Source organism: Serinicoccus chungangensis (assembly GCF_001483745.1).
In the GTDB taxonomy this organism is placed as follows: Bacteria; Actinomycetota; Actinomycetes; order Actinomycetales; family Dermatophilaceae; genus Ornithinicoccus; species Ornithinicoccus chungangensis_A.
Window position 1 is genome coordinate 1 of the sequence record NZ_LQBL01000031.1, and the last position, 24,050, is coordinate 24,050.

Annotated in this window: 26 protein-coding genes; 7 read left to right on the forward strand and 19 right to left on the reverse strand. The window is 74.1% G+C overall.

The genetic code is table 11. The features are described from left to right. The 9 genes from AVL62_RS12780 to AVL62_RS12820 all read right to left on the reverse strand — a co-directional run. On the reverse strand, positions 1-830 hold an 830-nt coding region (locus AVL62_RS12780; RefSeq protein WP_058892052.1), incomplete at its 3' end, for a C40 family peptidase. A gap of 360 nt (positions 831-1,190) precedes the next feature. Continuing rightward, on the reverse strand, positions 1,191-1,898 hold the full coding sequence (locus AVL62_RS12785; protein WP_058892053.1) for a metal-dependent transcriptional regulator: 708 nt from the start codon (positions 1,896-1,898) through the stop codon (positions 1,191-1,193). A 49-nt stretch (positions 1,899-1,947) separates the two neighbouring features. Continuing rightward, positions 1,948-2,640, reverse strand: coding sequence for a pyridoxamine 5'-phosphate oxidase (pdxH, locus tag AVL62_RS12790; protein ID WP_058892054.1), 693 nt, complete (start codon positions 2,638-2,640; stop codon positions 1,948-1,950). Next, positions 2,637-3,032 carry a hypothetical protein gene (locus tag AVL62_RS12795; RefSeq protein ID WP_153011792.1) on the reverse strand — a complete coding sequence of 132 codons (396 nt, stop codon included), beginning with the start codon at positions 3,030-3,032 and terminating at the stop codon, positions 2,637-2,639. Before AVL62_RS12795 ends, pdxH begins: the two co-directional genes overlap by 4 nt. Positions 3,033-3,093: 61 nt before the next feature. Then, positions 3,094-4,920, reverse strand: coding sequence for a gamma-glutamyltransferase family protein (locus tag AVL62_RS12800; RefSeq protein ID WP_058892056.1), 1,827 nt, complete (start codon positions 4,918-4,920; stop codon positions 3,094-3,096). A gap of 89 nt (positions 4,921-5,009) precedes the next feature. Continuing rightward, the gene (locus tag AVL62_RS12805) at positions 5,010-6,290 is read right to left on the reverse strand and encodes an MFS transporter (protein ID WP_058892057.1); all 1,281 of its coding nucleotides are present in this window, start codon (positions 6,288-6,290) and stop codon (positions 5,010-5,012) included. Continuing rightward, positions 6,287-6,763 carry a MarR family winged helix-turn-helix transcriptional regulator gene (locus tag AVL62_RS12810; RefSeq protein WP_058892058.1) on the reverse strand — a complete coding sequence of 159 codons (477 nt, stop codon included), beginning with the start codon at positions 6,761-6,763 and terminating at the stop codon, positions 6,287-6,289. The genes AVL62_RS12805 and AVL62_RS12810 overlap by 4 nt, the downstream gene beginning before the upstream one ends. Before the next feature lie 280 nt (positions 6,764-7,043). Beyond that, a complete protein-coding gene (locus AVL62_RS12815) occupies positions 7,044-7,991 on the reverse strand; it encodes a hypothetical protein (protein ID WP_161937887.1) in 948 nt (315 codons plus the stop codon). Positions 7,992-8,188: 197 nt separating this feature from the next. Next, positions 8,189-9,652 carry an NCS2 family permease gene (locus tag AVL62_RS12820; RefSeq protein WP_058892060.1) on the reverse strand — a complete coding sequence of 488 codons (1,464 nt, stop codon included), beginning with the start codon at positions 9,650-9,652 and terminating at the stop codon, positions 8,189-8,191. 18 nt (positions 9,653-9,670) lie between these two features. On the opposite strand from AVL62_RS12820, the gene AVL62_RS12825 reads away from it, so the two are divergent. Continuing rightward, positions 9,671-9,952: a hypothetical protein gene (locus AVL62_RS12825; protein ID WP_058892061.1), complete on the forward strand. Its 282-nt coding sequence runs from the start codon at positions 9,671-9,673 to the stop codon at positions 9,950-9,952. Position 9,953: 1 nt separating this feature from the next. On the opposite strand, the gene AVL62_RS12830 is transcribed toward AVL62_RS12825, so the two are convergent. From AVL62_RS12830 to AVL62_RS12845, 4 genes are all read right to left on the reverse strand, one after another. Continuing rightward, positions 9,954-10,709: a DUF3027 domain-containing protein gene (locus tag AVL62_RS12830; RefSeq protein ID WP_058892062.1), complete on the reverse strand. Its 756-nt coding sequence runs from the start codon at positions 10,707-10,709 to the stop codon at positions 9,954-9,956. A gap of 5 nt (positions 10,710-10,714) precedes the next feature. Continuing rightward, complete coding sequence (locus AVL62_RS12835) at positions 10,715-11,116, reverse strand: cold-shock protein (RefSeq protein WP_058892063.1); 402 nt, start codon at positions 11,114-11,116, stop codon at positions 10,715-10,717. Positions 11,117-11,273: 157 nt separating this feature from the next. Beyond that, entirely contained in the window at positions 11,274-12,539 is a 1,266-nt protein-coding gene (locus tag AVL62_RS12840) for an ammonium transporter (protein ID WP_058892064.1), read from the reverse strand. A 190-nt stretch (positions 12,540-12,729) separates the two neighbouring features. Beyond that, positions 12,730-13,740: an o-succinylbenzoate synthase gene (locus tag AVL62_RS12845; protein ID WP_058892295.1), complete on the reverse strand. Its 1,011-nt coding sequence runs from the start codon at positions 13,738-13,740 to the stop codon at positions 12,730-12,732. Between the two features lie 101 nt (positions 13,741-13,841). Between AVL62_RS12845 and AVL62_RS12850 the strand changes: the two genes are divergently transcribed. From AVL62_RS12850 to AVL62_RS12875, 6 genes are all read left to right on the forward strand, one after another. Next, on the forward strand, positions 13,842-14,252 hold the full coding sequence (locus AVL62_RS12850; RefSeq protein ID WP_058892065.1) for a VOC family protein: 411 nt from the start codon (positions 13,842-13,844) through the stop codon (positions 14,250-14,252). Positions 14,253-14,293: 41 nt separating this feature from the next. Next, on the forward strand, positions 14,294-15,235 hold the full coding sequence (locus AVL62_RS12855; protein WP_058892066.1) for a 1,4-dihydroxy-2-naphthoyl-CoA synthase: 942 nt from the start codon (positions 14,294-14,296) through the stop codon (positions 15,233-15,235). Positions 15,236-15,339: 104 nt separating this feature from the next. Beyond that, positions 15,340-15,987, forward strand: coding sequence for a hypothetical protein (locus AVL62_RS12860; protein ID WP_153011793.1), 648 nt, complete (start codon positions 15,340-15,342; stop codon positions 15,985-15,987). Further along, positions 15,971-17,134 (forward strand): o-succinylbenzoate--CoA ligase, encoded by a 1,164-nt coding sequence (menE, locus tag AVL62_RS12865; protein ID WP_058892068.1) that lies wholly within the window; start codon positions 15,971-15,973, stop codon positions 17,132-17,134. Before AVL62_RS12860 ends, menE begins: the two co-directional genes overlap by 17 nt. Before the next feature lie 17 nt (positions 17,135-17,151). Then, complete coding sequence (locus AVL62_RS12870) at positions 17,152-17,430, forward strand: PLDc N-terminal domain-containing protein (RefSeq protein WP_058892069.1); 279 nt, start codon at positions 17,152-17,154, stop codon at positions 17,428-17,430. A gap of 10 nt (positions 17,431-17,440) precedes the next feature. After that, positions 17,441-18,316: a 1,4-dihydroxy-2-naphthoate polyprenyltransferase gene (locus AVL62_RS12875; RefSeq protein ID WP_058892070.1), complete on the forward strand. Its 876-nt coding sequence runs from the start codon at positions 17,441-17,443 to the stop codon at positions 18,314-18,316. Between the two features lie 678 nt (positions 18,317-18,994). Here AVL62_RS12875 and AVL62_RS12880 read toward each other — a convergent pair. Genes AVL62_RS12880 through AVL62_RS12905 form a run of 6 tightly spaced genes read right to left on the reverse strand, consistent with a single transcriptional unit; the run spans position 18,995 to position 24,044 of the window. Further along, the gene (locus AVL62_RS12880) at positions 18,995-19,243 is read right to left on the reverse strand and encodes a DUF4229 domain-containing protein (protein ID WP_058892071.1); all 249 of its coding nucleotides are present in this window, start codon (positions 19,241-19,243) and stop codon (positions 18,995-18,997) included. Next, complete coding sequence (gene ccsB, locus AVL62_RS12885; RefSeq protein ID WP_058892072.1) at positions 19,240-20,238, reverse strand: c-type cytochrome biogenesis protein CcsB; 999 nt, start codon at positions 20,236-20,238, stop codon at positions 19,240-19,242. Before ccsB ends, AVL62_RS12880 begins: the two co-directional genes overlap by 4 nt. Next, positions 20,235-21,926 carry a cytochrome c biogenesis protein ResB gene (resB, locus tag AVL62_RS12890; protein ID WP_083518940.1) on the reverse strand — a complete coding sequence of 564 codons (1,692 nt, stop codon included), beginning with the start codon at positions 21,924-21,926 and terminating at the stop codon, positions 20,235-20,237. Before resB ends, ccsB begins: the two co-directional genes overlap by 4 nt. After that, a complete protein-coding gene (locus tag AVL62_RS12895) occupies positions 21,926-22,693 on the reverse strand; it encodes a cytochrome c biogenesis CcdA family protein (RefSeq protein WP_058892073.1) in 768 nt (255 codons plus the stop codon). The genes resB and AVL62_RS12895 overlap by 1 nt, the downstream gene beginning before the upstream one ends. Continuing rightward, positions 22,690-23,337 carry a TlpA family protein disulfide reductase gene (locus AVL62_RS12900; protein WP_235585701.1) on the reverse strand — a complete coding sequence of 216 codons (648 nt, stop codon included), beginning with the start codon at positions 23,335-23,337 and terminating at the stop codon, positions 22,690-22,692. Before AVL62_RS12900 ends, AVL62_RS12895 begins: the two co-directional genes overlap by 4 nt. Beyond that, complete coding sequence (locus AVL62_RS12905; RefSeq protein ID WP_083518941.1) at positions 23,334-24,044, reverse strand: histidine phosphatase family protein; 711 nt, start codon at positions 24,042-24,044, stop codon at positions 23,334-23,336. Before AVL62_RS12905 ends, AVL62_RS12900 begins: the two co-directional genes overlap by 4 nt. Positions 24,045-24,050: the final 6 nt, after the last annotated feature.

A 24,050-nucleotide genomic window follows, 5' to 3' on the forward strand; every position in this document is an offset into this window, starting at 1 on the left:
CCGTAGCCAGAGACGCCGTCGAACACCGGGCGCAGATCGAGCAGCTTACCCGGGCGCGGTGAGTCGTACATCATGCCGTCGCCGGCGTAGATGCCGATGTGGTAGGCCGGGTAGCCGTAGAACACCAGGTCGCCGGGCTGCGGGTTGCTCACCGGGGTGGCGTACGCCTGCTGGGCGGCGGCGGTGCGCGGCAGCGAGATGCCCACCGCCGCGAAGACGTAGCTGGTGAAGCCGGAGCAGTCGAAACCGGCCGGGGTGCTGCCACCCCACTGGTACGGGGTCCCGACCAGGCCGGCGGCGATGCCGAGCACGCCACCGGTCGGGGCGGGAGCCGCGGCGGGCTCCGGCTGGGACTGCACGGCCGGCTCGGCCGGGGCCGCGGGCTCCGGGGTGGCGGTGCGCTCGTTGGTGCGGCTCGCGCTGGTCTCCTCACGGGCGGAGACCTGCTCGGTGACCTGCTCCTGCGCGGGAGCGGCCTGCTCCTGCTGCGCGGGGGCGGCCTGCGCCGGCTCCTCCACGGCGACCTCGACCTCGGGGGTGTAGGCGGAGAACCCGCCGATGCCGAAGGAGTCGAGCTCGATGTCGGACGGGGCGGCGACGGCCTGCGCCGGACGGTCCACGGTGACCGTGCGGTCGGCGCTGACGCCGGGGCCGAGACGGAGCAGCCCGTCACGGTCCTGGGGCACCTCGGGTGCTGCGTTGGCGCTGAGCGCCGCGCCGGCCAGCAGGCCGGTCGACGTCGCGGCCACGGCCGCCGTGCGGGTCAGGGTGGTGCTGGTCGTGCGGAGACGACCGGGCCGACGGTGGCGGCCGGTGGTGCGCTGCGTCATGTAGATCCTCCAGTGCCTGCGGGGTGAGCTGTCGGGCTTCGGGCTGGAGTGCCCCTGGACCGGGCTGGCCGGTCCGTCGCCCCGAGGAGCCGCAGGGGCGGCTCCAGAGGTGGTTCCCCCGCTCCTGTCAAAGCGGTGTCGTACGTGCCACGGCCCCGATCGACGCGCGGACAGGACTAGGCAGTCGCGCTCGGGGGTCCCCCCAGGGAGGAGGACTCTTCGAGGTTACACAGAGCCGCCGCCAAATGTCACGCTCAGGTAACGACGGTGTGGACAACTCGTGTCGTCCTCACCCGCCACAGAGGCTCTGACCTGCGACGATGCCGGACGACTTGACCGTTCTTCCAGGTAACGAGTGAGTCATCTCACAGCAGCATCGGCACCGGTCACGACACAGAAGACGTGCCCTGCCACGTCCTGCGGCAGGGACACGGCCTCCCCGTCGACGGCGCCGACGATGGTCCGCCCCTCCTCGCCCCAGATCTCCACCTCGGCCCCCGGGCGGATGCCCGAGTCGAGGAGCAGACCCAGCACCTCGGGGTCCACCTGGACCGGTTCGCCGAGCCGCGCGACGCGGGCCGCCGTGCGCCCGCCCCGCTCGGCGATGTCGCTGCTGGCCTGCCCGTCCGCCGCCGGGGCGTCGTCGCGTCCGAGCTCGGCCAGACCCGGCACCGGGTTGCCGTAGGGCGAGCTCGTGCCGTCCTCGACCAGCTCCAGGATGCGCCGCTCGACCTGCTCGCTCATGACGTGCTCCCACCGGCACGCCTCGTCGTGCACGAAGGCCGGGTCGAGGCCGATGACATCGGTGAGCAGGCGCTCGGCGAGCCGGTGCTTGCGCATGACCCGCACGGCTGCGGCGCGCCCGGCCTCGGTGAGCACGAGGTGGCGGTCCTCGGCCAGCTCGAGCAGGCCGTCGCGCTCCATCCTCGCCACGGTCTGGGAGACCGTGGGACCCGACTGGCCCAGGCGCTCGGCGATCCGTGCCCGCATGGGCAGGACGCCGTCCTCCTCCAGCTCGAAGACGGTCTTGAGGTACATCTCCGTCGTGTCGATCAGATCGCCGCTCACGGCGCCATCCTACGGTCGGGGGCCGACACGGCGCCCCGGACGGCGGGGGTCACGGCTGGATCCGTCCGCGCCGCCACGCGTCGGGCTCGTCCAGCCCGCCGGGGGCCACCCGGGTCCAGACCAGCCGGTCGTGCAGGCGGTTGCGCCGTCCGCCCCAGACCTCGACCCGCTCGGCGCGCACGCGGTACCCGCCCCAGTGGGCCGGCAGGGGCACGTCCTCGGGGTCACCGGTGTCCGGCCAGCGCTCCTCGCAGCGGCGGTATGCCTCCTCCAGGGCCGCGCGGCCCGACACCGGGTCGCTCTGGGCCGAGGCGTGGGCGCTGATCCGCGACCCGTAGGGGCGGCTGCGGAAGTAGTCGGCGACGAGGTGGTGCTCCAGCGCCTCGGCATACCCTCGGAAGCGCACCGCGCGGAACATGGAGGGCCAGGTGAGCGAGACGGCGATCGCGTCGTTCTCCCGCAGCTGGCGCCCCTTGGCCGAGGCCGTGCTGGTGAGGAAGCCGGGGCCGCGGCCGTCGAGAAATCGCATGAGGACGGTGCGGACGTCGGGCATACCGTCGCCGTCGACGGTCGCCACCGAGATGGCCGACGGCTCCGGGACGTCGCCCTGCTCCTCCTGGCGCGCGATCGCGGCGTCCAGCCACGCCTGCACCAGCGGCAGCGGCGCGTCCGGTGCGTCCGCCTCGACGATGCCCTCGCCGCTGTAGTCGGTGCGCCCGCCGAGGGCCGGCGTGCCGGTCACCGCTTGCCCCGTCGGGGCAGGTGCACGGTGCGGCGCAGCTCGTCGGGGGTGTGCCGCTTGCCCGGGTCGGCGTTGAGCAGCAGCGTGTCGAAGGCGGCGTCGGTGTGCGGGTGGACCCCGACCGGCTCGTTGCGCGAGAACACCACCCAGTAGGGGTGCCCGCGGTGGAAGACCTGCTGCAGCGAGCCGTCCACGACGGTGTCGGCGTGCGCCAGGGCGTGCTTGCGCGGGTTGGTGCGGGCGCGGGACGCCTGGTCCTGCACGAACTTGGTCGCCGGCTCACGCTGCTTGAGGATCTGGTCCACCACCTGGGGGCCGTACTTCTGGGCCAGCGCGTAGACGACCGGACCGTACTTGATCGCCTGCTTGGCCAACCGTGTCTTGCCAGCCACGGGTCCTCCTGCGGGTCTCGGGGTGCGCTGCCAGCCTAGGCGGTGCACCGGTGTCGATAGGTCAACGCCCGACGGCATACCCCTGCATCCCGCGCGGGTTGGCGGCGGCACCGAGCACGCCGGTCTCCGGGTCGCGGCTGACCGCGCACATCCGCCCCAGGCTCCAAGGGCCCTGGTCCAGCACCTCGTGGCCACGGGCCCGCAGCCCGTCCAGCACGTCCTCGCCCAGCCGGGACTCGGCGACGAGGACGCCGGGCTCACTGGCGCGCGGGTGGAAGGAGCCGGGGAAGCTCGTCGTGTGCACGTTGGGGGCGTCGACGGCCTCCTGCAGCCCGAGCCCGCCGACGAGGTGACGCAGCAGGAAGACGCTCTGCCACTGGTCCTGCTGGTCGCCACCGGGGGTTCCGCAGGCGAGCACCGGTATGCCGTCGCGCAGGACCATGGTCGGCGTGAGGGTGGTGCGGGGGCGCCGCCCGGGGACCAGCGAGCTGGGCAGCCCCTGCTCGAGCCACATCATCTGCAGCCGGCTGCCCAGCGCGAACCCCAGCTCGGGGATGAACGGGCTGGACTGCAGCCAGCCGCCGCTCGGCGTCGCCGAGACGAGCATGCCCCACCGGTCGACGACGTCGACGTGGCACGTGTCGCCGCGGGTGGCCCCGTCGCGCTGGACCGTGGGCTCCCCGGCCGTGGCGTCGCCCGGGTCCACGTCGGCCCCCTCGGTCTGCCGGGCCTGGGCCGCGATGCGTGGGGTGCGGCCGCCGGGCGACCCCGGGCGCAGGTCGCGCGAGGCGTGGGCGTCGATGAGGGCGGCCCGCTGGGCGAGGTAGTCCGCGGCGAGCAGCTCGGCCACGGGCACGTGGGCCTCGGAGCCCTCCTCGGCGCTGTCCCCGAGCCACGCCTCCCGGTCGGCCATGGCCAGCTTCCAGGCCTCCACGAGGGTGTGCACGCCCTCGACGGTGTCGAGGGCGACGTCGGCCTCCGGCCCGCCGGAGGCCTCGTCGACCATGGCGAGCACCTGCAGGAGGGCCGGCCCCTGCCCCCAGGGACCGGTCTTGGCGATCGTGTGCCCGCGCCAGGACGCGGTGACGGCGTCCTCCCAGGTCGCCTCGAAGGAGGCGATGTCGTCGGCGGTGATGACGCCCGGCAGCACGGCGCCGCCGCTGTGCCGGAACGCCCGCCCGGCGAAGGCCCCGATCGCCTCGGCGACGAAGCCCTCCCGCCAGGCGCGCAGCACGGCGTCGATGCCGCCCTCGCGGGTGGCCCCTCCCCGCACGGCTGCCTGCTCCTCGGCGAGCAGCCGCTCCAGGGTGTCCGCCCACGCGGGGTTGGTGACGAGGCTGCCCGGCTCGGGCGGCGCTCCGTCGACGAGCCACTGGTCGGCCGACGGGTGCCAGTCGGAGGTGAAGAGCTCGGCGACCGAGGCGATCGTGGCGCTCACCCGCGGCAGGACGGGGTGGCCGTGCCGGGCGTAGTGCAGGGCGGGCTCCAGGGCCTGCCGGGCGCTCGTCGTCCCGCGGTCGCGCAGGAGGGTCAGCCACGCGTCGACCGCACCGGGCACGGCGGTGGCCAACGGACCGGAGCCGGGGACCCGGTCCAGCCCCGCCTGCGCGAAGTGCTCCGGGGTGGCGCCCGCGGGGGCCGGCCCCTGGCCGCACAGCACCCGCGGGGTCGGGTCCTCCACCGAGGACACGATGAGCGGGAGGTCACCCCCCGGGCCGTTGAGGTGCGGCTCGACGACCTGCAGCACGAAGCCGGTCGCGACCGCCCCGTCGGCGGCGTTGCCGCCGAGCTCGAGCATCCGCATACCGGCCGAGGACGCGATCCAGTGCGTGCTCGACACCATGCCGAACGTGCCGGTGAGGGTGGGGCGCGTGGTGAACGTCGTCATGATGCCTCAGCCCAGCGTCGCGAGGACGGGGACGAGGATGAGGGCGGCCAGGGCCACCAGGACGACGACGCGACGGGTTCGGGCGCTCATCAGACCACCTTCTCAGGGAGGGGCTCGGTCATGCGCACCAGGTAGACCGGACGCGGCCAGGTGGCGCGGAAGCGCAGCCGCAGCTGGTCGTGGCGCATGAGGTAGAGGGTCGCCAGCACCGCGGTGCCGCCGCACATGAGGGTGGCGATGAGCACGGTCGGGCGGGCGCCGAACTGCTCGGCGAACCAGCCGAGGAACGGCGACCCCACCGGGGTCCCGCCCATGAAGACGGCCATGTAGAGCGCCATCACCCGGCCGCGGACCGCCTGGTCGACGGTGAGCTGCACCATGGCGTTGGCGCTCACCATGACGGTGAGGGCGCACAGCCCGGTCGGCACGAGCAGGATCGTGTATGCCGTGAAGCTCGGCGCGAAGGCGAGCGCGCCGGTGAGGACCGCGAAGACGAAGAGCGAGCCGAGCAGGAGCCGCCACCGCGGACGCTCCCGCCGGGCGGCCAGGAGGGCCCCCGCGAGGGAGCCGATCGCCATGACCGAGCCGGTGATGCCGAAGTCGGTGACGCCCTTGCCGAAGACCTGGGTGGACATGAGGGCGTTGAAGATCTGGAAGTTCATCCCGAAGGTGCCGTGCATGAAGGCGACGACGAGGATGAGCATGATGTCCGGTCGACCGCGCACGTAGGCGATGCCCTCGCGGACCCGGCCGCGCGGGCCGGTGCGCGGCTTGCTCGTGAGCTGGCGGGGGTCCATGGCCAGCAGCGCCACGATGACGGCGACGAAGGTCAGCGCGTTGAGGAGCAGGGTGGGGCCGGTGCCGAAGGCGGCGATGAGCAGGCCCGCCACGCCGGGGCCGAGGAGCCGGCCGGAGTGGAAGGAGGCGGAGTTGAGGCCGACGGCGTTCGTCAGCTGCGCCTTGGGCACCATCTCGGAGACGAAGGACTGCCGGGCGGGGGCGTCCACGGCGGCGGCGGTGCCGGAGAGGAAGGCCAGCACGAACATGTGCCACAGCTGCATGTGCCCCGTCAGCACCGCGACCCCCATGACCACGGCGAAGAAGGCCATGGCCGACTGGCTGACGAGCATGACGTTGCGCTTGGAGAAGTTGTCGCTGATGGCCCCGGCCAGCGGGGTGAAGAGCAGGATCGGCAGGAACTGCAGGCCGGTGACGATGCCGAGGGCCTGGGCCGAGTTGTCGGTCAGCTCGGTGAGGACCACCCAGTCCTGGGCGACCCGGCCCATCCAGGTGCCGGTGTTGGAGATGATGGCGCCGGTGGCGTAGATCCGGTAGTTGCGCACCGACAGCGCGGAGAACATCGCGCTCATCGGTCCTCCCCCCTGCGGGAGGGCCGGTCGCCCGCCCGGTCCGCCTCGAGGACCTGCTCGAGGAGGTCGCTGGCCCGGCGCAGCAGCGCGCGGTCCTGCTCGCTCAGCCCCTCGAGCCGGGCGGCCATCCACGCGTCCCGGTGCTCGCGCTCGCGCTCGACGACCTCCCGGCCCTCCGCCGTCAGCGAGAGCCGCACGAGGCGGCCGTCGTCGGGGTCGGGCGAGCGGACGACATACCCCTGGTCGGCGAGCTGGGCGACGCTGCGGCTCATGCTCGGCGCGCTCACCTGCTCGATCGCGGCCAGCTCCCCCAGGGTGCGCGGTTGCTCGTGCAGGCGCACCAGGACGCTGAAGTGGTGCGGGGCGATGGTGTTGTCGGCGTCGAAGCGCACCCGCCGCGCCACCCGCATGCAGGCGATGCGCAGGTCGTGCGCCAGCGCCGCGGTGGCGGGGTCCGGCGTGAGGTCAGGCATACGGTCGTTAGTCTATCTCATTACCTCAACTAACGATCGGCCGAGGGTATGCCGCCTGCCCCGGCATCACCCCTCCGGAGGCAAGTCCGTGTGCACTCATAGCCCCTGCAGGGCCACCACCGCGCACAGTCGTGTGCCCTGCGGGCGCCACCTGCCCCGGCACCACCCCTCCAGAGGCAAGTCCGTGTGCACCCATGGCCCTTACAGGGCCACCACCGCACACACTCCCTGCCCGACGGGCCCCACCGGCCCTCGGCCCGCTGCGGCGCTGGCCTCCTCCTCAGGACAGCCGTACATCGCCGGCGAGGGCGCAGCCCGGGGTGCAGCCGTGCGGGCGTCCGGGCCACCCGTGCCGGATCTGCACCAGAGCCACCTCGACGGCCAGCTCGCAGGGCCGCAGGACGACGTCGCTCCAGCCGGCCCGGAGCATGGCCCGGCCCGCCACCAGGCCGCTGCGGTCCCGTGCCCGGTCGAGGTGCACGCGGTCGTCGTGGAACAGCGCCCCGTCGATCTCGACCCCGACACCCCGCTCCGGGTCGAGGAGGTCGAGGTACTGCAGCCCCTGCGTCGGGGTGGCCCCTCGGATGCCGACCAGCTCACCCGACGGGGCCACTGCCACCTGCGGGGTCATGGTGGGGAGGCCGTGGGCCCGCTCGACGTCACGGACGTAGCGCCACTCGGCCACGCTGCCCAGGCCCAGCTCGGCCGCCTCCAGCACGTCGTCGAGCTCGGCCCGCCGGCGGTGGCGCGGGTGGTGGGCCAGCTCGGCCCGCAGCGCTGCCGGGCTGGAGCGGCCCGGCCGGCACGCCCGCAGCAGCAGGGCCACCATCTCGTCGTCGTCGGTCCGGGGCAGGGCCAGGACGTCGAGGACGCTCTGGTGCAGCCCGGTCACGGGGATACCGGAGCGGACAGCCCGGGTCAGCCGCCGTCGACGACGCACCCGGACACCGCGCAGGTCCGCGCGCAGCGTGCGGGCGGCCGGGATCGCGACGGTGACGACCGGGGGCCGGCGGTCGGTGAGGCCCCACAGGGGCAGGGCGCATCCCTCGCTCGCGACCGCTCCCGCACCGGCGGCCAGCACCGCCGCGGCGACGCGCTCCTCCCAGGAGACCGGCCCGGAATGGGTGAGGTAGACCCCGCGGTGCATCAGCTGCCACTGCCCGCGGCCGAGCAGGCCGCGGACCTGCTTGGCCGACCACCCGTCGGCCAGCGCCTGCGTCCTCGTCACGACCCCCTGCACGGGACCAGCCTGGCAGCGCGACCACGCCGCCGGGCCCCGTCGTCCACAGGCCCCTCCCACCGTGCGCGGTCGTGGCCCCCAGAGGGCCACGCGTGCGCACGGTCACGGCCCCGAGGTGGCCTCGAGCCCGAGCGCGGCCCCACCGTGCGCGGTCGTGGCCCCCAGAGGGCCACGAGTGCGCACGGTCAGACGCCGAGCAGGCCCCGGATCGGGTCGATGCCGAAGTAGACGATGAAGAGCACGGCCACGAGCCACATGAGCGGGTGGACCTGCCGGGCCTTGCCGCGCACCACCTTGAGCAGGACCCACGTGACGAAGCCGGCGCCGATGCCCGCGGTGATGGAGTAGGTGAAGGGCATGAACACGATGGTGAGGAAGGCCGGGAAGGCGATCTCCAGATCGTCCCAGTCGATGCCGACGACCTGCTGCATCATGAGGAAGCCGACGACGACCAGCGCGGGCGTCGCCGCCTCGTGCGGCACGATCGCGACCAGCGGCGACAGGAAGGTCGTCAGCAGGAAGAGCACGCCAGTGACCACGGAGGCCAGCCCGGTCCGCGCGCCCTCGCCGACCCCCGAGGCGCTCTCGATGTATGACGTGTTGCTGCTCACCCCGCCGGCGCCACCGGCGATGGCGCCGATCGAGTCGACGACGAGGATCTGGCGGGTCCGGGGCGGGTTGCCCTCCTCGTCCAGCAGCCCGGCCTCCGCGCCCACCGCGACCATCGTGCCCATGGTGTCGAAGAAGTCGGCCAGCATGAGGGTGAAGACGAGCAGGAACAGCGCGGTGACGCCGATGGCCTCGACCGAGCCGAGCAGGCTGAACTGCCCCAGCAGCGAGAAGTCCGGAGCGGCGACGACGCTGTCCGGCAGGGCCGGCACCCCCAGCCCCCACCCGGTGGGGTTGCTGCCGTCGGGGGTCTGCGGCCCGATCTCGAAGACCGCCTCCACGAGGATGGCCAGCAGGGTCCCGCCGACGATGCCGTAGAGGATCGCCCCCTGCACCCGCAGCGCCATGAGGGCGGCGATCGCGAAGAGCCCGACGAGGAAGACGACCGTGGGCCAACCGGCCAGGAAGCCTCCGACACCGAGCTCGACCGGCACCGGCCCGCTGGCCGGCCGGCGCACGATCCCGGCGTCGACCAGGCCGATGATGGTGATGAACAGCCCGATGCCGACGCTGATGGCCGTCTTGAGCTGGGTCGGCACGGCCCGGAAGACCGCCTCCCGGAAGCCGGTGAGCACGAGGACGAGGATGATGATGCCCTCCAGCACCACCAACCCCATGGCGTCGGCCCAGGTCATCCCGTCCAGGCTGGCGATGCCGTAGGCGACGAAGGCGTTCAGGCCCAGCCCGGTCGCGAGCGCCAGCGGGTAGTTCGCCACGACCCCCATGAGCACGGAGAGCACCCCCGCGACGAGCGCGGTGCAGGCGGCGATGACGGCCAGGTCGCCGCCCGCGAGCAGCTCGCCCGTGCCGTCCGGCACGGTGCCGATGATGAGCGGGTTGAGCACCACGATGTAGGCCATCGTGAAGAAGGTGGCGAGCCCGCCCCGGAGCTCTCGCGCGAGCGTGGACCCGCGCTGCGAGATCTGGAAGAAGCCGTCGAGAGAACCCGTGGAGCGCGTGTCCGGCGCGGTGGTCGACATGCGCGTTAGCGTAGTCGGGTGAGCACCGGTCCCCAGCACGCCGACGACGACCCCGGCGCGGCCGGCCGCGGCGGCAGCCTCGCCCCCCTGCACCCGCCGGAGGTGCCGCTGCGCACGATCACGCTGGTCCGCTGGGGGATCCTCGCCTGGGGCGTCGTGCTGCTCGTGCTGCTGGTCGTGCCGACCCTGCGCAGCGGCGAGCGCGACTGGTGGGTGTGGGTGCCCGTCGCCGGGATCGTCGGTGGGCTGCTGGGGTATGCCTACCTGCGCCGCGGCAAGGGCAACGCCGCCGAGGCGTGACTCAGCGCTCGGTGAAGACGATCTCGGTCTCGTCGTCGAGCACCGGGGGGTCGATCTTCTCGCTGGGCCGCTGCTCGACGTCGACCTCGCTGTGCGCCCCGCAGCCGAAGTCGAGGGCCACGACGGCACCGTCGGCCGGCGACCACTCGTTGGCGCACACGCCGAAGACCGAGCGCAGCGCGCCGGACATGGGGACGAAGTAGCCGCAGGTGCGGCAGGGGGCCGGCGCCTTGCGGGCGGCCTCGCTGCCCGGGCCGCGCTCCCCGTCGTGCCAGCGGGTCGCGGCCGCCTCGCGACCCTCCGGGGACAGGACGCGCGGACGACCGAGGCCGAGCTCCCACAGGGCGACGGCGTCGACGTCGTCCTCGCCGGTGGCCTCGAAGCCGGCCTCCAGCCGCGGGTCGTCCTCGACGTAGGCCGTGCGGTCCCCTGGGCCGATGTCACCGGGCGCGAGACGCTCGGCATACGGCACCCACTCGGGCGCGAGCAGGGCGCCCTCGCCGGGCAGCAGGTGGACCTCGCTGACGGTGGCCTTCCGGGCCCGGGGGACCCGCGACAGGGTGACCGCCCAGCGCCAGCCCGGGTAGGCGGACGCGGAGCAGGCGAAGTAGTGCGTGGCCAGCCGCTCGGCCTCCAGCACCACCTCGAGGTGCTCCCCGACGGTTCCGGGCTCGGCGATCTCGAGCGCGGCGGCGCGGGCGACCTCGACCGCCCCGGTCAGGACGGCGTCGCTCTTGGGGATCCTGGCGGTCGGCATCCGGTCTACTTCCCCGCCTCGAACTGGTCGGCGACCGCGCGCAGCGCCTTCGCCATGGCCGTGCCGTGCGGTCGGTCGGGGTAGTGCCCCCGACGCAGCGAGGTGGAGGCCTGGTCCAGCAGGGTGATGAGGTCCTCGACGACGACCACCATCTCCTCGGCCGGCTTGCGGTCCCGCATCGACAGGCCCCGGGACACCGAGGGCGCCGGGTCCATGATCCGCACGTGCAGCGCCTGGTCGCCACGCTTGCCCGCGACGATGTCGAACTCGACCCTGCTGCCGCGCTCCAGTGACCCGACGCCGTCGGGCAGCGCGGAGCGGGGGACGTAGACGTCGTTGCCCTCGTCGCTGGACAGGAAGCCGAAGCCCTTGTCCTCGTCGAAGAACCTGACCTTGCCGGTAGGCACGGAGCACCTCACGAAGGGTGTGGGGGATGGAACGGGTTCCTCCGAGGGTATCCCGCGTGAGGGCGCGGGTCGAATGGCTTCCCCCGGGGCAGACCTCACCCCCGGTACCGGATGGGCGGCACCGGGGGTGAGGCGACTCGCGTGTCGCCCCGAGCGACTAGACGCGGGCCTCCTCAGCGATGGGGTCGTAGGAGGCATCCCCCTCACTGAAGGCATAGGCGGACTCGCTGTGCTCGGACAGGTCGATGCCGCGCTCCTCGTCCTCCGGGCTGACCCGGAAGCCGATGGTCTTGGCGATGGCGACGGCGATGATCGTCGTCATGATGCCGGTGTAGAGCAGCGTGAAGACGGTGGCCACGACCTGGGCGACCATCTGGTCCATGCCGCCGCCGTAGAACAGGCCGCCGCCCTCGCCGTCGACCGGCAGGGCGACGAAACCGATCATGACGGTGCCGATGATGCCGGCGACGAGGTGGACGCCGACCACGTCGAGCGCGTCGTCGTAGCCGAACTTGTACTTCAGGCCGACGGCGAGCGCCGAGCCGATGCCGGCGACCACGCCGAGGAGCAGGGCGCCCAGCGGGGAGACGCTGGCGCAGGCCGGGGTGATGGCGACCAGACCGGCGACGACGCCCGAGGCCGCACCGATCGAGGTGGCGTGGCCGTCGCGGACCTTCTCGGTGACCAGCCAGGCGAGCATCGCCGCGGCCGGGGCGGCCAGGGTGTTGACCCAGATGAGGCCGGCCTCCTCGGCGGAGCCCGCGGCACCGCCGTTGAAGCCGAACCAGCCGAACCACAGCAGGGCGGTGCCGATCATGACCAAGGGGATGTTGTGCGGCTTGTGGAAGCCCTTGGCGAAGCCGGCGCGCGAGCCGATGACGTAGACGAGGACGAGCGCGGCCAGCCCGGCGTTGATGTGGACGACCAGGCCGCCGGCGAAGTCGATGGCCTCGCCGAAGGTGCTGCCGATCCAGCCGTCGGCCGAGAGCAGGCCGCCGCCCCAGACCATGAAGGCCAGGGGGCAGTAGACGAGGGTGACCCAGACGGGCACGAAGACCGTCCAGGACGCGAAGCGGGTGCGGTCGGCGATGGCGCCGGAGATGAGGGCGACCGTGATGATCGCGAAGGTCGCGCCGAAGCCGATGCCGATGAGGTCTGCGGTGCCGACCGCCCCGGTCAGGCCGAAGTCACCGGCCGGGTTGCCGACGATGCCCCCGAGCAGCGGCGGGGCCGAGCTCATGCCGTAGCCCCACAGGACCCAGGTGACGCCGACCAGACCGATGGAGATGAAGGACATCATCACCATGTTGAGCGCGGCCTTGGCCCGGGCCATGCCGCCGTAGAAGAACGCGAGACCGGGGGTCATGAGCAGCACGAGCGCCGCGGACACCATGACCCAGACATCGCTTGTCGAGAGTTCCATCGTTGTGCCTCCAGTGAGTGGTGCGGACGAGCGGCCTCCCAGGGGTCACGTCGTCGGGGTGGGAGGTCACGTCGCTGTGGGCACCAGTCAAGACCGGCCATGTTTCAGGACGAGGCGCATCCACGTAACAAGTGTGTTGCCGATGTTTCCGTCGCGTAAATCTTTGGCCGGTGCGGCTGTCGACCGGCTCTCAGCTGGCCGGGAGGAGGGCGTGCGCGCGGGCCAGCCGCGCGCGCCACCAGGACTCGCGCCCCGCGTCCCCCCGGTATGCCGTGAGCGCGCCCGGGTCGACCGCGGCACGCGCCGCGTCGGCACGGGCGAGGGTGAGACCGCCCCCCACCGGCACGAGCGGGTCGGCGACGACGTCGGCGGCGAGCAGGGCGCCGGTCCCCAGGCCGCAGTCGTGCTCCAGGACCGGCAGCGCCGCGGCGAGCCGCACCCCCAGGGCCAGCCCGACCGAGGTGTCCAGGGCGGAGGAGACCACGGCGGGGAGCCCGGCCTGCTCGATGATCTCCAGCGCCCGTGCGACGCCGCCCAGCGGCGCCGCCTTGACCACCACCAGGTCGGCCGCCCCCCGCCGGGCGACCTCCAGCGGGTCCTCGGCGCGGCGCACCGACTCGTCGGCGGCGACGGGGACGTCGACCCCGGCCCGCGCCAGCGCCAGCCGGAGGGCGGCCAGGTCGGCGACCGTGGCGCAGGGCTGCTCGGCATACTCCAGCCCGAGCGGCGCGAGCGCGGTGAGCGCCCGGACGGCGTCGTCGACGGACCAGGCGCCGTTCGCGTCCACGCGGACCCGGGCCGCCGGGCCGAGGACGCGCCGCACCTCGCGGACCCGGGCGAGGTCGTCGGCGAGCGACTGGCCAGTCTCGGCCACCTTGACCTTGGCGGTCCGGCGCACGTCGTACCGGGCGAGCACCTGCTCGACGTCATGGGCGGGCACCGCCGGCACCGTCGCGTTGACCCCCACCGCGTCGCGCACCGGGGCCGGCAGCCCGCCCCACCCGGCCTCGACCGCGGCCGCGAGCCAGCGCGCGGCGTCCGCGTCGGCGTACTCGGTGAACGGTGCCCACTCGGCCCACCCGTACGGCCCGCGCAGCAGCACCGCCTCCCGCTCGGTCACCCCGCGGAAGCGCACCCGCAGCGGCAGGGTCACCACGTGCGCGGCGGCCAGCAGCTCGTCCAGGTCAGGCGTCGGGGGCACGCCCCCAGGGTAGGCGTGCGCGCCGGCCGGGCTCACGGACAGCGGCTGACCGGGTGGCCGGGCACACTGAGGTCCTCGACCGAGGTCGGAGAGGACACCCCATGGCACTGAAGTGGTACACCGTCGTCGTCGACTGCGCGGACCCCCAGGCGCAGGCGCGCTGGTGGGCGGAGGCCCTGGACTGGCTCGTGGTCTACGACACCCCCGACGAGGCGGTGGCGGTCCCGCGCCAGGCCATGGAGGCCCCGCAGCACGAGCCCGACCTCGACGCGTGGATGCGGCGCGGGCAGGGCCTGGTCTTCGTCCCGGTGCCGGAGGGCAAGGAGGTCAAGAACCGGCTGCACCTCGACCTCGCCCCGCACGTCAGCCAGGACCGTGACGCCGAGATCCAGCGGCTGCTCGACCTGGGCGCGACCCGCGTGGACGTGGGTCAGACCGAGGAGGCCGGCTTCACCGTGCTGGCCGACCCGGAGGGCAACGAGTTCTGCGTGCTGTCGACCCGCGACGGCTGACCCGCCCGGACCGGCGCCGCCCACCGCCTAGGCTGGCCCGCGTGAGCGACCAGAGCAGCCAGGCAGGCCACCCCTTCGACCCGGACCAGTGGGAGCCGGTCGCGGGCTTCGACCTCACCGACGTCACCTACCACCGGCACCGCGAGCTGGGCTGCGTCCGCATCGCCTTCGACCGCCCGGAGGTCCGCAACGCCTTCCGCCCGCACACCGTCGACGAGCTCTACCGCACCCTCGACCACGCCCGGATGACCCCGGACGTCGGCGTGGTCCTGCTCACCGGCAACGGGCCCTCGCCCAAGGACGGGGGGTGGGCGTTCTGCTCCGGTGGCGACCAGCGCATCCGCGGTCGCAGCGGCTACCAGTACTCCTCCTCCCCCGGCGCCGACCCCACCCGCGACGGGGTGGACGAGGCCCGGGTCCGGGCCGAGGGCGGTCGGCTGCACATCCTCGAGGTCCAGCGGCTCATCCGCACCATGCCCAAGGTCGTCGTGGCGGTGGTCGGCGGGTGGGCGGCCGGGGGCGGGCACAGCCTCCACGTCGTCTGCGACCTGACGATCGCCTCCCGGCAGCACGCCCGGTTCAAGCAGACCGACGCCGACGTCGGCAGCTTCGACGCCGGCTACGGGTCGGCATACCTCGCCAAGATGGTGGGGCAGAAGAACGCGCGCGAGATCTTCTTCCTGGGCCGCGCCTACGACGCCGAGCAGATGCAGCGGATGGGAGCGGTCAACATCGTCGCCGACCACGCCGAGCTGGAGACCGAGGCGGTGCAGGCGGCCCGCGAGATCCTCGGCAAGAGCCCGACCGCGCAGCGGATGCTCAAGTTCGCGCTCAACCTCACCGACGACGGCCTCATGGGCCAGCAGGTGTTCGCCGGCGAGGCGACCCGGCTGGCCTACATGACCGACGAGGCGGTCGAGGGCCGCGACTCCTTCCTGGAGAAGCGTGAGCCGGACTGGCGCGCCTACCCCTGGTACTTCTGAGCCGTCCGCGTCCGTGACGGCGGCGCTCGCGCCCGGCCGCCGACGCCGCACCGTGAGAGGATGACGGGGCCGATCACGGCCGCGACCAGGGAGGACCTTCCGCGATGCGACGCCCACTCATGGCCCTGCTGGCCGCCCCCGTCCTGTTCCTCGCCGCCTGCGACGGCGGCGCAGAGGTCGTGGAGGCCACCGGCGGGGCCCCCTCGGAGGGCACGGACGACGCGGCCCTCACCAGCGGACCGGGCTCCTCCGACGGGACCGCCGCCTCCGCGGACCCGGCCGACCCCGGTGACGACGCCGCGGTGACCAGCGCCGCTCCCGAGGGGGTGGAGGGCGGCGAGGCGGGCCAGGCCGCCGCCGACCGGGCCAAGGCCTTCCTGCTCGCCCTCGTCGACGCGGACCCGGCGGCCTGCGGCCTCATGCTCTCCTTCACCGACACCAGCCGGCCGATGGCGCAGGTGCCGGAGGACCTCGAGCTCTGCGAGCAGCAGCTGCCCGAGACCATGTCGGCCGCCGTCGAGGCCCAGGGGCTCGGCGAGGAGGGCCGCGACATCCTCGGCGCGATGCAGCTGCGGGGTGCCGAGATCAGCGCCGAGGGCGACACGGCCGTCATCGACGAGGACAACTACTCCGAGCTCTTCGCCGAGTCGATGGGCGAGTCGACGATCACCCTGGTCCGGATCGAGGGCGAGTGGTACGTCGACGTCGAGCGCTTCCTGCAGACCCCCGAGCCCGGTGACGGCGGACGCTGACGACCTGGTCGTGCCGGCCGGCGCGACCTGGGCCGACCTCGGGCCGCCGCTGCGAGGGCTCATGACCGGTGCCCGGCCGCGACCGGTCGTCGTGGCGACCTCCGGGTCCAGCGGCACCCCGAAGCGGGTGCGGCTGCCCGCCGCAGCGCTGCGCGCCTCGGGCACCGGCACCGCCGAGCGGCTCGGCGGGCACGGCCAGTGGGTGCTCGCCCTGCCCACCCACCACGTCGCGGGGCTGCAGGTCCTCGCCCGGTCGGCGCTGGCCGGCACCGAGCCCGTCGAGCTGGATGCCGAGCGACCCTTCACCGCCGACGCCCTCGCCGCGGCCGTCGGGAGGCTGGACCCCGGCACCCGGCGCTACGCCTCGCTCGTGCCGACCCAGCTGCACCGGGCGCTCGCCGACCCCGGGGGCGTGGCCGCGCTGCAGGACCTGGACGCGGTCCTCGTGGGCGGTGCGGCCGCCGACGACGCGCTGCTGGCGCGGGCGCGGGCGGCCGGCGCCCACGTCGTGACGACCTACGGCATGTCGGAGACCTGCGGCGGCTGCGTCTACGACGGGGTGCCGCTGCCCGGGGTGCGGGTCGAGGTGACCGGGGAGGGCCGCGTCCGGCTGGGCGGACCGGTGCTGGCGGAGGGCTACGTCGACGACCCGGCCCGCACGGCGCGGTCCTTCGTCACCGACGCCTCCGGCCGGTGGTTCCTCACCGAGGACCGCGGGGTATGCCGCGAGGGCCGGCTCACCGTGCGCGGCCGGGTCGACGACGTCGTCGTCACCGGGGGGCACAAGGTCGAGCCACGCGACGTCGAGACGGCGCTGCGGGCGCTGCCGGGCGTGCGGGACGCGCTGGTCGTCGGGGTGCCGGACGCCGAGTGGGGCCAGCGGGTGGCCGCCCTGGTCGCCCTGGAGGGCGGGTCGGGATCCGTCACCCGTCACGAGGCCGGGGCCGGGGCGGATCAGCACCGCGGCGACCCCCCGACCGGCGAGGACCTGCGCGCCGCGCTGCGCCGCAGCCTGCCCGCGTACGCGGTGCCCCGGCAGGTCGAGGTGGTGGACGGCATACCCGCGCTGCCCACCGGCAAGCCGGACCGGGCGGCGGCGCGTCGGCTGCTCGACGCGGGTGGCAGAATGGAGTCTCACCTGCACTGACGTGGAAGGAGGCGGACGTGCTCCGCGTGGTCGTCGCCGTGGCGCTCCTGGCGTTCGTCGTCTTCACCGTCGTCGACGCCGTGCAGACCGACAAGCACGAGGTGCGCGGTCTGCCCAAGCCCGTGTGGGTCGTCGTGTGCCTCCTCCTCCCGGTCGTGGGCGGCCTGGCCTGGCTCGTCGCCGGGCGCCCCCGCAGCCTGCTCGACATCATCTTCGGTGACCGGGGCGGGCGCTCCGGGCGCCCGCGCGGCCCGCTCGGGCCGGACGACGACCCCGACTTCCTGCGAGACCTGTAGGAGCCCGCCGATGGCAACCCTCGCCCAGTGGATCGAGGGCGCGCGCCCCCGCACGCTCCCCGCCGCCCTCGCCCCCGTGCTCGTCGGCACGGCCGCCGCCGACGCGCTCGGCGCGGCGGACCTGGGCCTGGCCGTGCTGGCGCTGTGCGTCGCGCTCGGCTTCCAGATCGGGGTCAACTACGCCAACGACTACTCCGACGGCATCCGTGGCACCGACGAGGACCGGGTCGGGCCGGTCCGGCTGGTCGGGCAGCGGCTGGCCGATCCTGCCAACGTGCGGACGGCCGCCTTCGCCGCCTTCTTCGGCGCGGGCCTGTGCGGCCTGGCGCTCGTGGCGCTGTCCGGGGCGTGGCTGCTCATCGTGCTCGGCCTGCTGGCCGTGTGGGCGGCCTGGCACTACACCGGCGGCGCCAAGCCCTACGGCTACCGCGGGCTCGGGGAGGTCATGGTCTTCGTCTTCTTCGGGCTGGTCGCCGTGCTCGGCACCACCTGGACCCAGGCGCAGACCCTCGACCTCGCGGCCCTGGGCGGCGCGGTCGGCTGCGGCCTCCTGGCCAGCGCCATCCTCGTGACCAACAACCTGCGCGACCTCGAGGGCGACCGGGCCGCGGGCAAGCGCACGCTGGCCGTCCGCATCGGCTTCCGCCGCACCCGCCGGCTCTACGCCGGGCTGCTCGTGGGCGCCTTCGTCGCGGTCCTGGTCGCCGCGCTGGCCCACCCCCTGGCCCTGCTCGGCCTGCTCGCCGCCCCGCTCGCGTGGCGCCCCTACCGCCTCGTCACGGACCCCGACGCCTACGGCCCGGCGCTGCTGCCCGCGCTGGCGCAGACCGGCGTCCTGCAGCTGGGGTATGCCGTCGCCCTCTCCGCCGGTCTCGTCCTGTCCTGAGCCGGCGCGGGCCCGTCCGCCCGCATGGCCTTCCGCCCGCGTGCCTGCCCGCCCGCATGCCCGTCGCGAGCAGCCCTCCGTGCGCGGTCATGGCCCCCTGAGGGCCACTAGCGCGCACGGCACCCGCCAGTGGAGGGCCTGTGTGTGCGGTCGTGGCCCCCTGAGGGCCACCAGCGCGCACAGATCCGGCCTGGTCGGTGAGCGGCCGGGACCGCATGGCCGGCGAGCCCCCGCGTGTGTGCCGCACCGCCCCCAGTGGCCCTTGCGTGTGCAATTGAGGCCCTCTCAGGGCCACCACCGCGCACGGCACCCGCCAGTGAAGGGCCTGCATGCGCGGTCATGGCCCCCACGGGACCACCGGCGCGCATGGCCCCGCCCGTGGTGGTCCTGCGTGCGCAGCCATGGCCCCTGACGGCCACCAGAGCGCACAGACCCAGCCTGGTCGGCGAGCGGCCGGGACCGAAGGGGGCCGGCGAGCCCCCGGCGGGTGCCGCCACCCGCAGAGGCCCCTGCGTGTGCGGTTGAGGCCCCCTCAGGGCCATGAGTGCGCACGGCACCCGCGAGTGGGGGTCCTGCGTGTGCGGTCATGGCCCCTGAAGGGCTTTCGTGTGCGGTTGAGGCCCCCTGAGGGCCACCACCGCGCACGACCCCCGTCCTCGGGGGCCACGAGCCCCCGGCTCAGTCTTCCTCGTCGACCCGCTCGTCCTCGAGCTGGGCCCGGCGACGCTCCATACGGTCCTCGACGCGCCGCTCGAGGCCGGCGGCGAGCCGCTCCCGGTCCGGTGCGAGGAGGAAGTAGGAGACGACCATCGAGGCCACGGCCGCCAGCACGGCCGCCCACAGCACGTTCAGCGTGAGCAGCCGTCCCAGGGCGAAGAAGCCGATGAAGACCAGCAGCCGCATGGCGGTGTAGCGGGCGACGATCAATTCGCGACCCCCGAGTAGGAGTGCAGCCCGGTCATGAGCAGATTGACCACGGTGTAGTTGACGACGATGCAGGCGAACCCGGCGATGGCGACCCACGTCGCCCGCCGCGTCGTCCACCCGGACGTCGCGCGCGCGTGCAGGTAGGCGGCGTACACCACCCAGATGACGAAGCTCCACGTCTCCTTGGGGTCCCAGCCCCAGTAGCGACCCCAGGCCTGCTCGGCCCACACGGCGCCCGACATCACCGCGAAGGTCCACAGCGGGAAGGCCACGATGTGCACGCCGTAGGTGATGCGCTCGAGCTTCACCGCCTCCGGCAGGGCGGCCAGCCAGCCCCGCACCTCCCCCTTGCGCTGGGCGCTGTCGCGCAGCAGGTATGCCGTGGCCACCGCCGCGCCGAGCAGGAACAGGGCGATGGAGAGGGTGGCGACGGTGACGTGGATGACCAGCCAGATGTTGTCCAGGGCCGGCATGAGCTGGGAGGCCTCGGTGTACCACCACAGCTTGGCGGCCCCGAGGATGAGCAGCACCGGCACGACGACGAAGGCGCCGAGCCAGAGCCGGTCCTTGCGCAGGCTCCAGGCGGAGTAGACCACGAGCGCGAAGGACGCGGTGAACAGGGCGAACTCGTACATGTTGCCCAGGGGCGCGCGGGTCACCGAGAGCCCGCGCAGCACCGTCCCGGCCACGACGAGGAAGGTCGCCAGCCAGGTGAGCTGCAGGCCGACCACGCCCCACCGGCGGGTGGGCGCGGGAGCGTCGGAGGCCGGCGCGAGGACCGGGCCCGGACCCGTCACGGCAGAGCCGGTCGGCGTCGCGACACCGGCCCCGGCAGCGACCGGGACCTCCGCACGGGTCGTGCGGTCGGCGCGGCGGGTGCGCGTGGAACCGGTGACCGCGAGGTGCACCGAGAAGGCGACCATCGCCATGGCCAGCACCACGATGCTGGCCCAGATGGCGAGGTCGCTGGCCTGGGCCAGGGAAGCGTTCGTCATACCTCATCCTTGTCTCGCGCGTCGTCCCGCGCCACGTCCGCGGCGTCACCGGTCGGCCGGTCGGGGTCGAGGACCCGGCCGCCGCTGGCCCCGACGATCTGCTCCACGAGCTCGTCGACCAGGTCGTCCAGGCCGGGGTCGGTGCCCTTGGGCAGGGCGGCGACGCTCAGTCCAGTATGCCGCGAGCCCGGGTCGGCGGGATCGCCCGCACCCGGGTGGACGCGGACGAAGACCCGGCGCCGCCGGACGCCGAGCATGAGCACCAGCCCGACCAGCGCCGTGCCGGCGAAGAGCAGGGCCGGCAGGCGGCCCGGGTCGTGCCGCACGAGCATGCCGCCCCACCGGATGACCGTCTCCATCTCGATGGTGCCCCGGTCGCCGGGGATCTCCAGGACGTCGCCCGGGCGCAGCAGCATCCGGCTCGGCTGCCCGTCGTCCTGCATGACCTGGTCCAGGGACTCGGTGGGCAGCGAGAAGACCGACTGCGAGCGACCCTCCGGGAAGAGCTCGCCCTCGTAGGCGGTGAGCACCAGGGCCGGGTCGACCAGCCCCGGGAAGGAGGAGGTCATCCCGGCCTCGCTGATGTCCAGGGTGGGCAGGAAGCCGCCGGCGAAGCCCAGCCCGGGCTCGGCGCCGGGCACCTTGATGACGCCGTCCGAGCCGTAGGTGTTGTCCTGGGGCAGGAAGGTCACGGCGTCGGAGAAGAGGATCTCGCCCTCGGCGTCCGTGACGGTGACGACGGGGGCGTAGCCGTTGCCGAGCAGGAACATCGAGGTGCCGTCGACGGACAGCGGGTCGTTGACCCCGAAGCCGACCTGGCGCTCGGACCCGTCGGCCTCGATGGTGGCCACCCCCCGGAAGACCCGCGGCTGGCCGAACTGCGCACCCTCGGCCTGGGCCTCGAACTGCACGTCGAGGTCGTCCAGTCGGACGGTGAAGGCCGGGATGTCGGACTCGTCGACGAGCGGGCCGAGGCTGAGGGTGTCGAAGGTGCCCGCCCCGGCCGTCCAGGACTCGCCCTCCTTGATGATGATCTCGCCGCGCCAGCCGAAGAGGTGGCCCACCGCGACGGCCACGATGATCCCCAGCAGGGCCAGGTGGAAGAGCAGGTTGCCGGTCTCCTTGGCGAAGCCCTTCTCGGCGGCCACGACGAGGGCGCCGTCCTCCTCCTCGCGCAGCCGGAAGCGGCGCGCGGCGAGCTTGGCCCGGGCCGCCGAGACCACGTCGTCGGGCGCCGCGTCCAGGACGACGTGACGGTGCACCGGGAGCCGCCCGAGCCGGGCCGGGGTGCGCGGCGGCTGCGCCCGCACCGCCCTTAGGTGCTGGCGCATCCGCGGCAGCACGCACCCGACGAGGCTGATCATGAGCAGCAGGTAGATCGAGGCGAACCAGGGCGAGGAGTAGACCTCGAACATCCCGAGCCGGTCCAGCCAGCGGGCCAGGCCGGGGTCGTCCTCGAAGTACTGCCGCACCCGGACCGGGTCGACGCCGCGCTGGGGGAAGATCGACCCGGGGACGGCGGCGACCGCCAGCAGCAGCAGCAGCGCCAGCGCCGTCCGCATGCTCGTGAGCTGCCGCCAGGCCCAGCGCGCCCAGCCCACCGGGCCGAGCCGCGGGCCGCCGAGGGTGGTGCGGTCCTTGGGGTAGCTCGCCTCGATCCGCTGGCGGGCCTGCTGGTCGGTGGCCATCAGAGCACCGTCTCGAAGTTGCTGACGAGCTGGGCCTGCACCCACGCCGTCAGGCCCGCCCACACCCCGCTGAGCATGAGCAGCCCCAGCACGACGAGGATGCCGCCGCCGACGCGCTGGATGACGAGGTAGTGGTCGCGCAGCCAGCGGGAGGCCCGGCTCACCCAGCCGACCCCCGCCGCCACGAGGAGGAAGGGCAGGCCCAGGCCCAGGCTGTATGCCGTGCCCAGCACCACCGCACGGCCCACCTGGTCCTCCCCCGGGACGATCGAGGTGCCGAGGGTCTGGATGGCCGCGAGCGCCGGGCCGGTGCAGGCGGTGAAGCCCAGCCCGAAGGCCACGCCGAGCAGGGGCGCCCCGGCCAGGCCGGCGGCGGGTCGCCAGCGCAGCTGCCAGGAGGCGCCGGGCTGCACGATCATCACGAGGCCCAGGACGAGCACGACCGCGCCGGCCACGCGCAACAGCAGGTCCTGGTGCTGCACGAGGGCCAGCCCCAGCCCCGAGATGGCCACGCTCATGAGGAGGAAGACGGCGGTGAAGCCCAGCACGAAGAGCAGCGCGCCGAGCACCAGCCGGCCCCGCGCCCGCCCGGCACCGCCGGCCGCCGCCGCGTCCTCGCCCGGGCGACCGGGCGTCATGCCGCCGAGGTAGCCGAGGAAGCCGGGCACGAGCGGGAGCACGCAGGGGGAGGCGAAGGACACCACGCCCGCGAGCGCGGCCACGCCCACGGCCAGCAGCAGCGGACCGGTGAGGACGAGGTCGCTCACCCGGCCGCCCCCTCCCCGTCCGCCTGCACGGTGCCGTCCGCCAGGACGTCCTCGACGAGGCTGCGCAGGGTGCTGGCGTCGACCTCGCCGCTGACCCGGGCCGCGAGCCGCCCCTCGCCGTCGACCACCAGGGTCGTCGGGGTGGCCACCGCCAGGCTGCCGAGCTGGGCGCGGGTCCGGCCGCCGTCGTCCTGCAGGGACGGGTAGGGGACGTCGTACCTCTTCTCGAAGGCCAGCGCGTTGGGGATGGTGTCGCGCGAGTTGAGGCCGATGAAGGTCACCGGCTCCCCCGCCTCCCGCAGCGCGGTCTCGACCTCGACGAGGTCCGGGACCTCCGCGACGCAGGGCCCGCACCACGAGCCCCAGACGTTGACGACGACCACCTCGCCGGCGTGGTCGGCCATGCTCCAGGGCTCGTCCTCCAGGGTGGTGCCCTCGAGCGCCACCTCCTGGTCGCGCTCGCCGACGGCCACCTGCTGGATGGTGCCGTCACCGGCGACGTAGCCCTTCTGGTCGCCCTGTCGCATCTGCTCGTTGATGCTCGTGCCGTCGTCCCCGGTGCAGCCGGCGAGGGCGAGGGCGAGGGCGGGGATCAGCAGGGTCCGCGCGCCTCGCGGGCCGCGGCGCCGCACCCGGGTGCTCACCGCGTCACCTCGCCGGCCTCGCCGGTCACGTCCACCGCGGCGTCGAGTAGGTGCCCGGCCGGCTCGGCATACATGACCCGCACGGGCAGCGGGCCGTGGAACAGGACGGTGGTCACCGAGGCCAGGCTGCACCGGCGCCGCCGCGGGTGGTGCCACAGCCGCTCCCCCTGCACGGCGCGGCGCAGCGTCCAGATCGGCAGCTGGTGGCTGACCACGACGCCCTCGTAGCCCTTGACCTGCTGGCGCAGGGCGTCCAGCCCGGCCCGCATCCGGGTGGCGATCTCGGCGTAGGGCTCCCCCCAGGAGGGCCGGAAGGGGTTGACGTAGAGCGGCCAGTGCCGGGGGTCGGCCAGCATGCGCCGGTCCACCCGCTCGCCCTCGAAGGCGTTGCCGCTCTCGACGAAGCGCTCGTCGACGTCGACCTCCAGGCCGTGGGCCCCCGCGATCGGCTCGGCCGTCTCCCGGGCCCGCTCCAGGGGGGAGCTCACGACCCGCCGGACGTCCCGGTCGGCCAGGTGCTTCGCGGTGGCCTGCGCCATCCGCCGACCGAGGTCGGACAGGTGGTAACCGGGCAGCCGGCCGTAGAGGACGCGCTCGGGGTTGTGCACCTCGCCGTGCCGCACGACGTGCACGAGGGTGACGGGGGTGCCGTCGTGGAGGGTCCGTGGGGTGCCTTCGCTGGGGGGCAGACCGTCGGCTCCAGACATACGCGC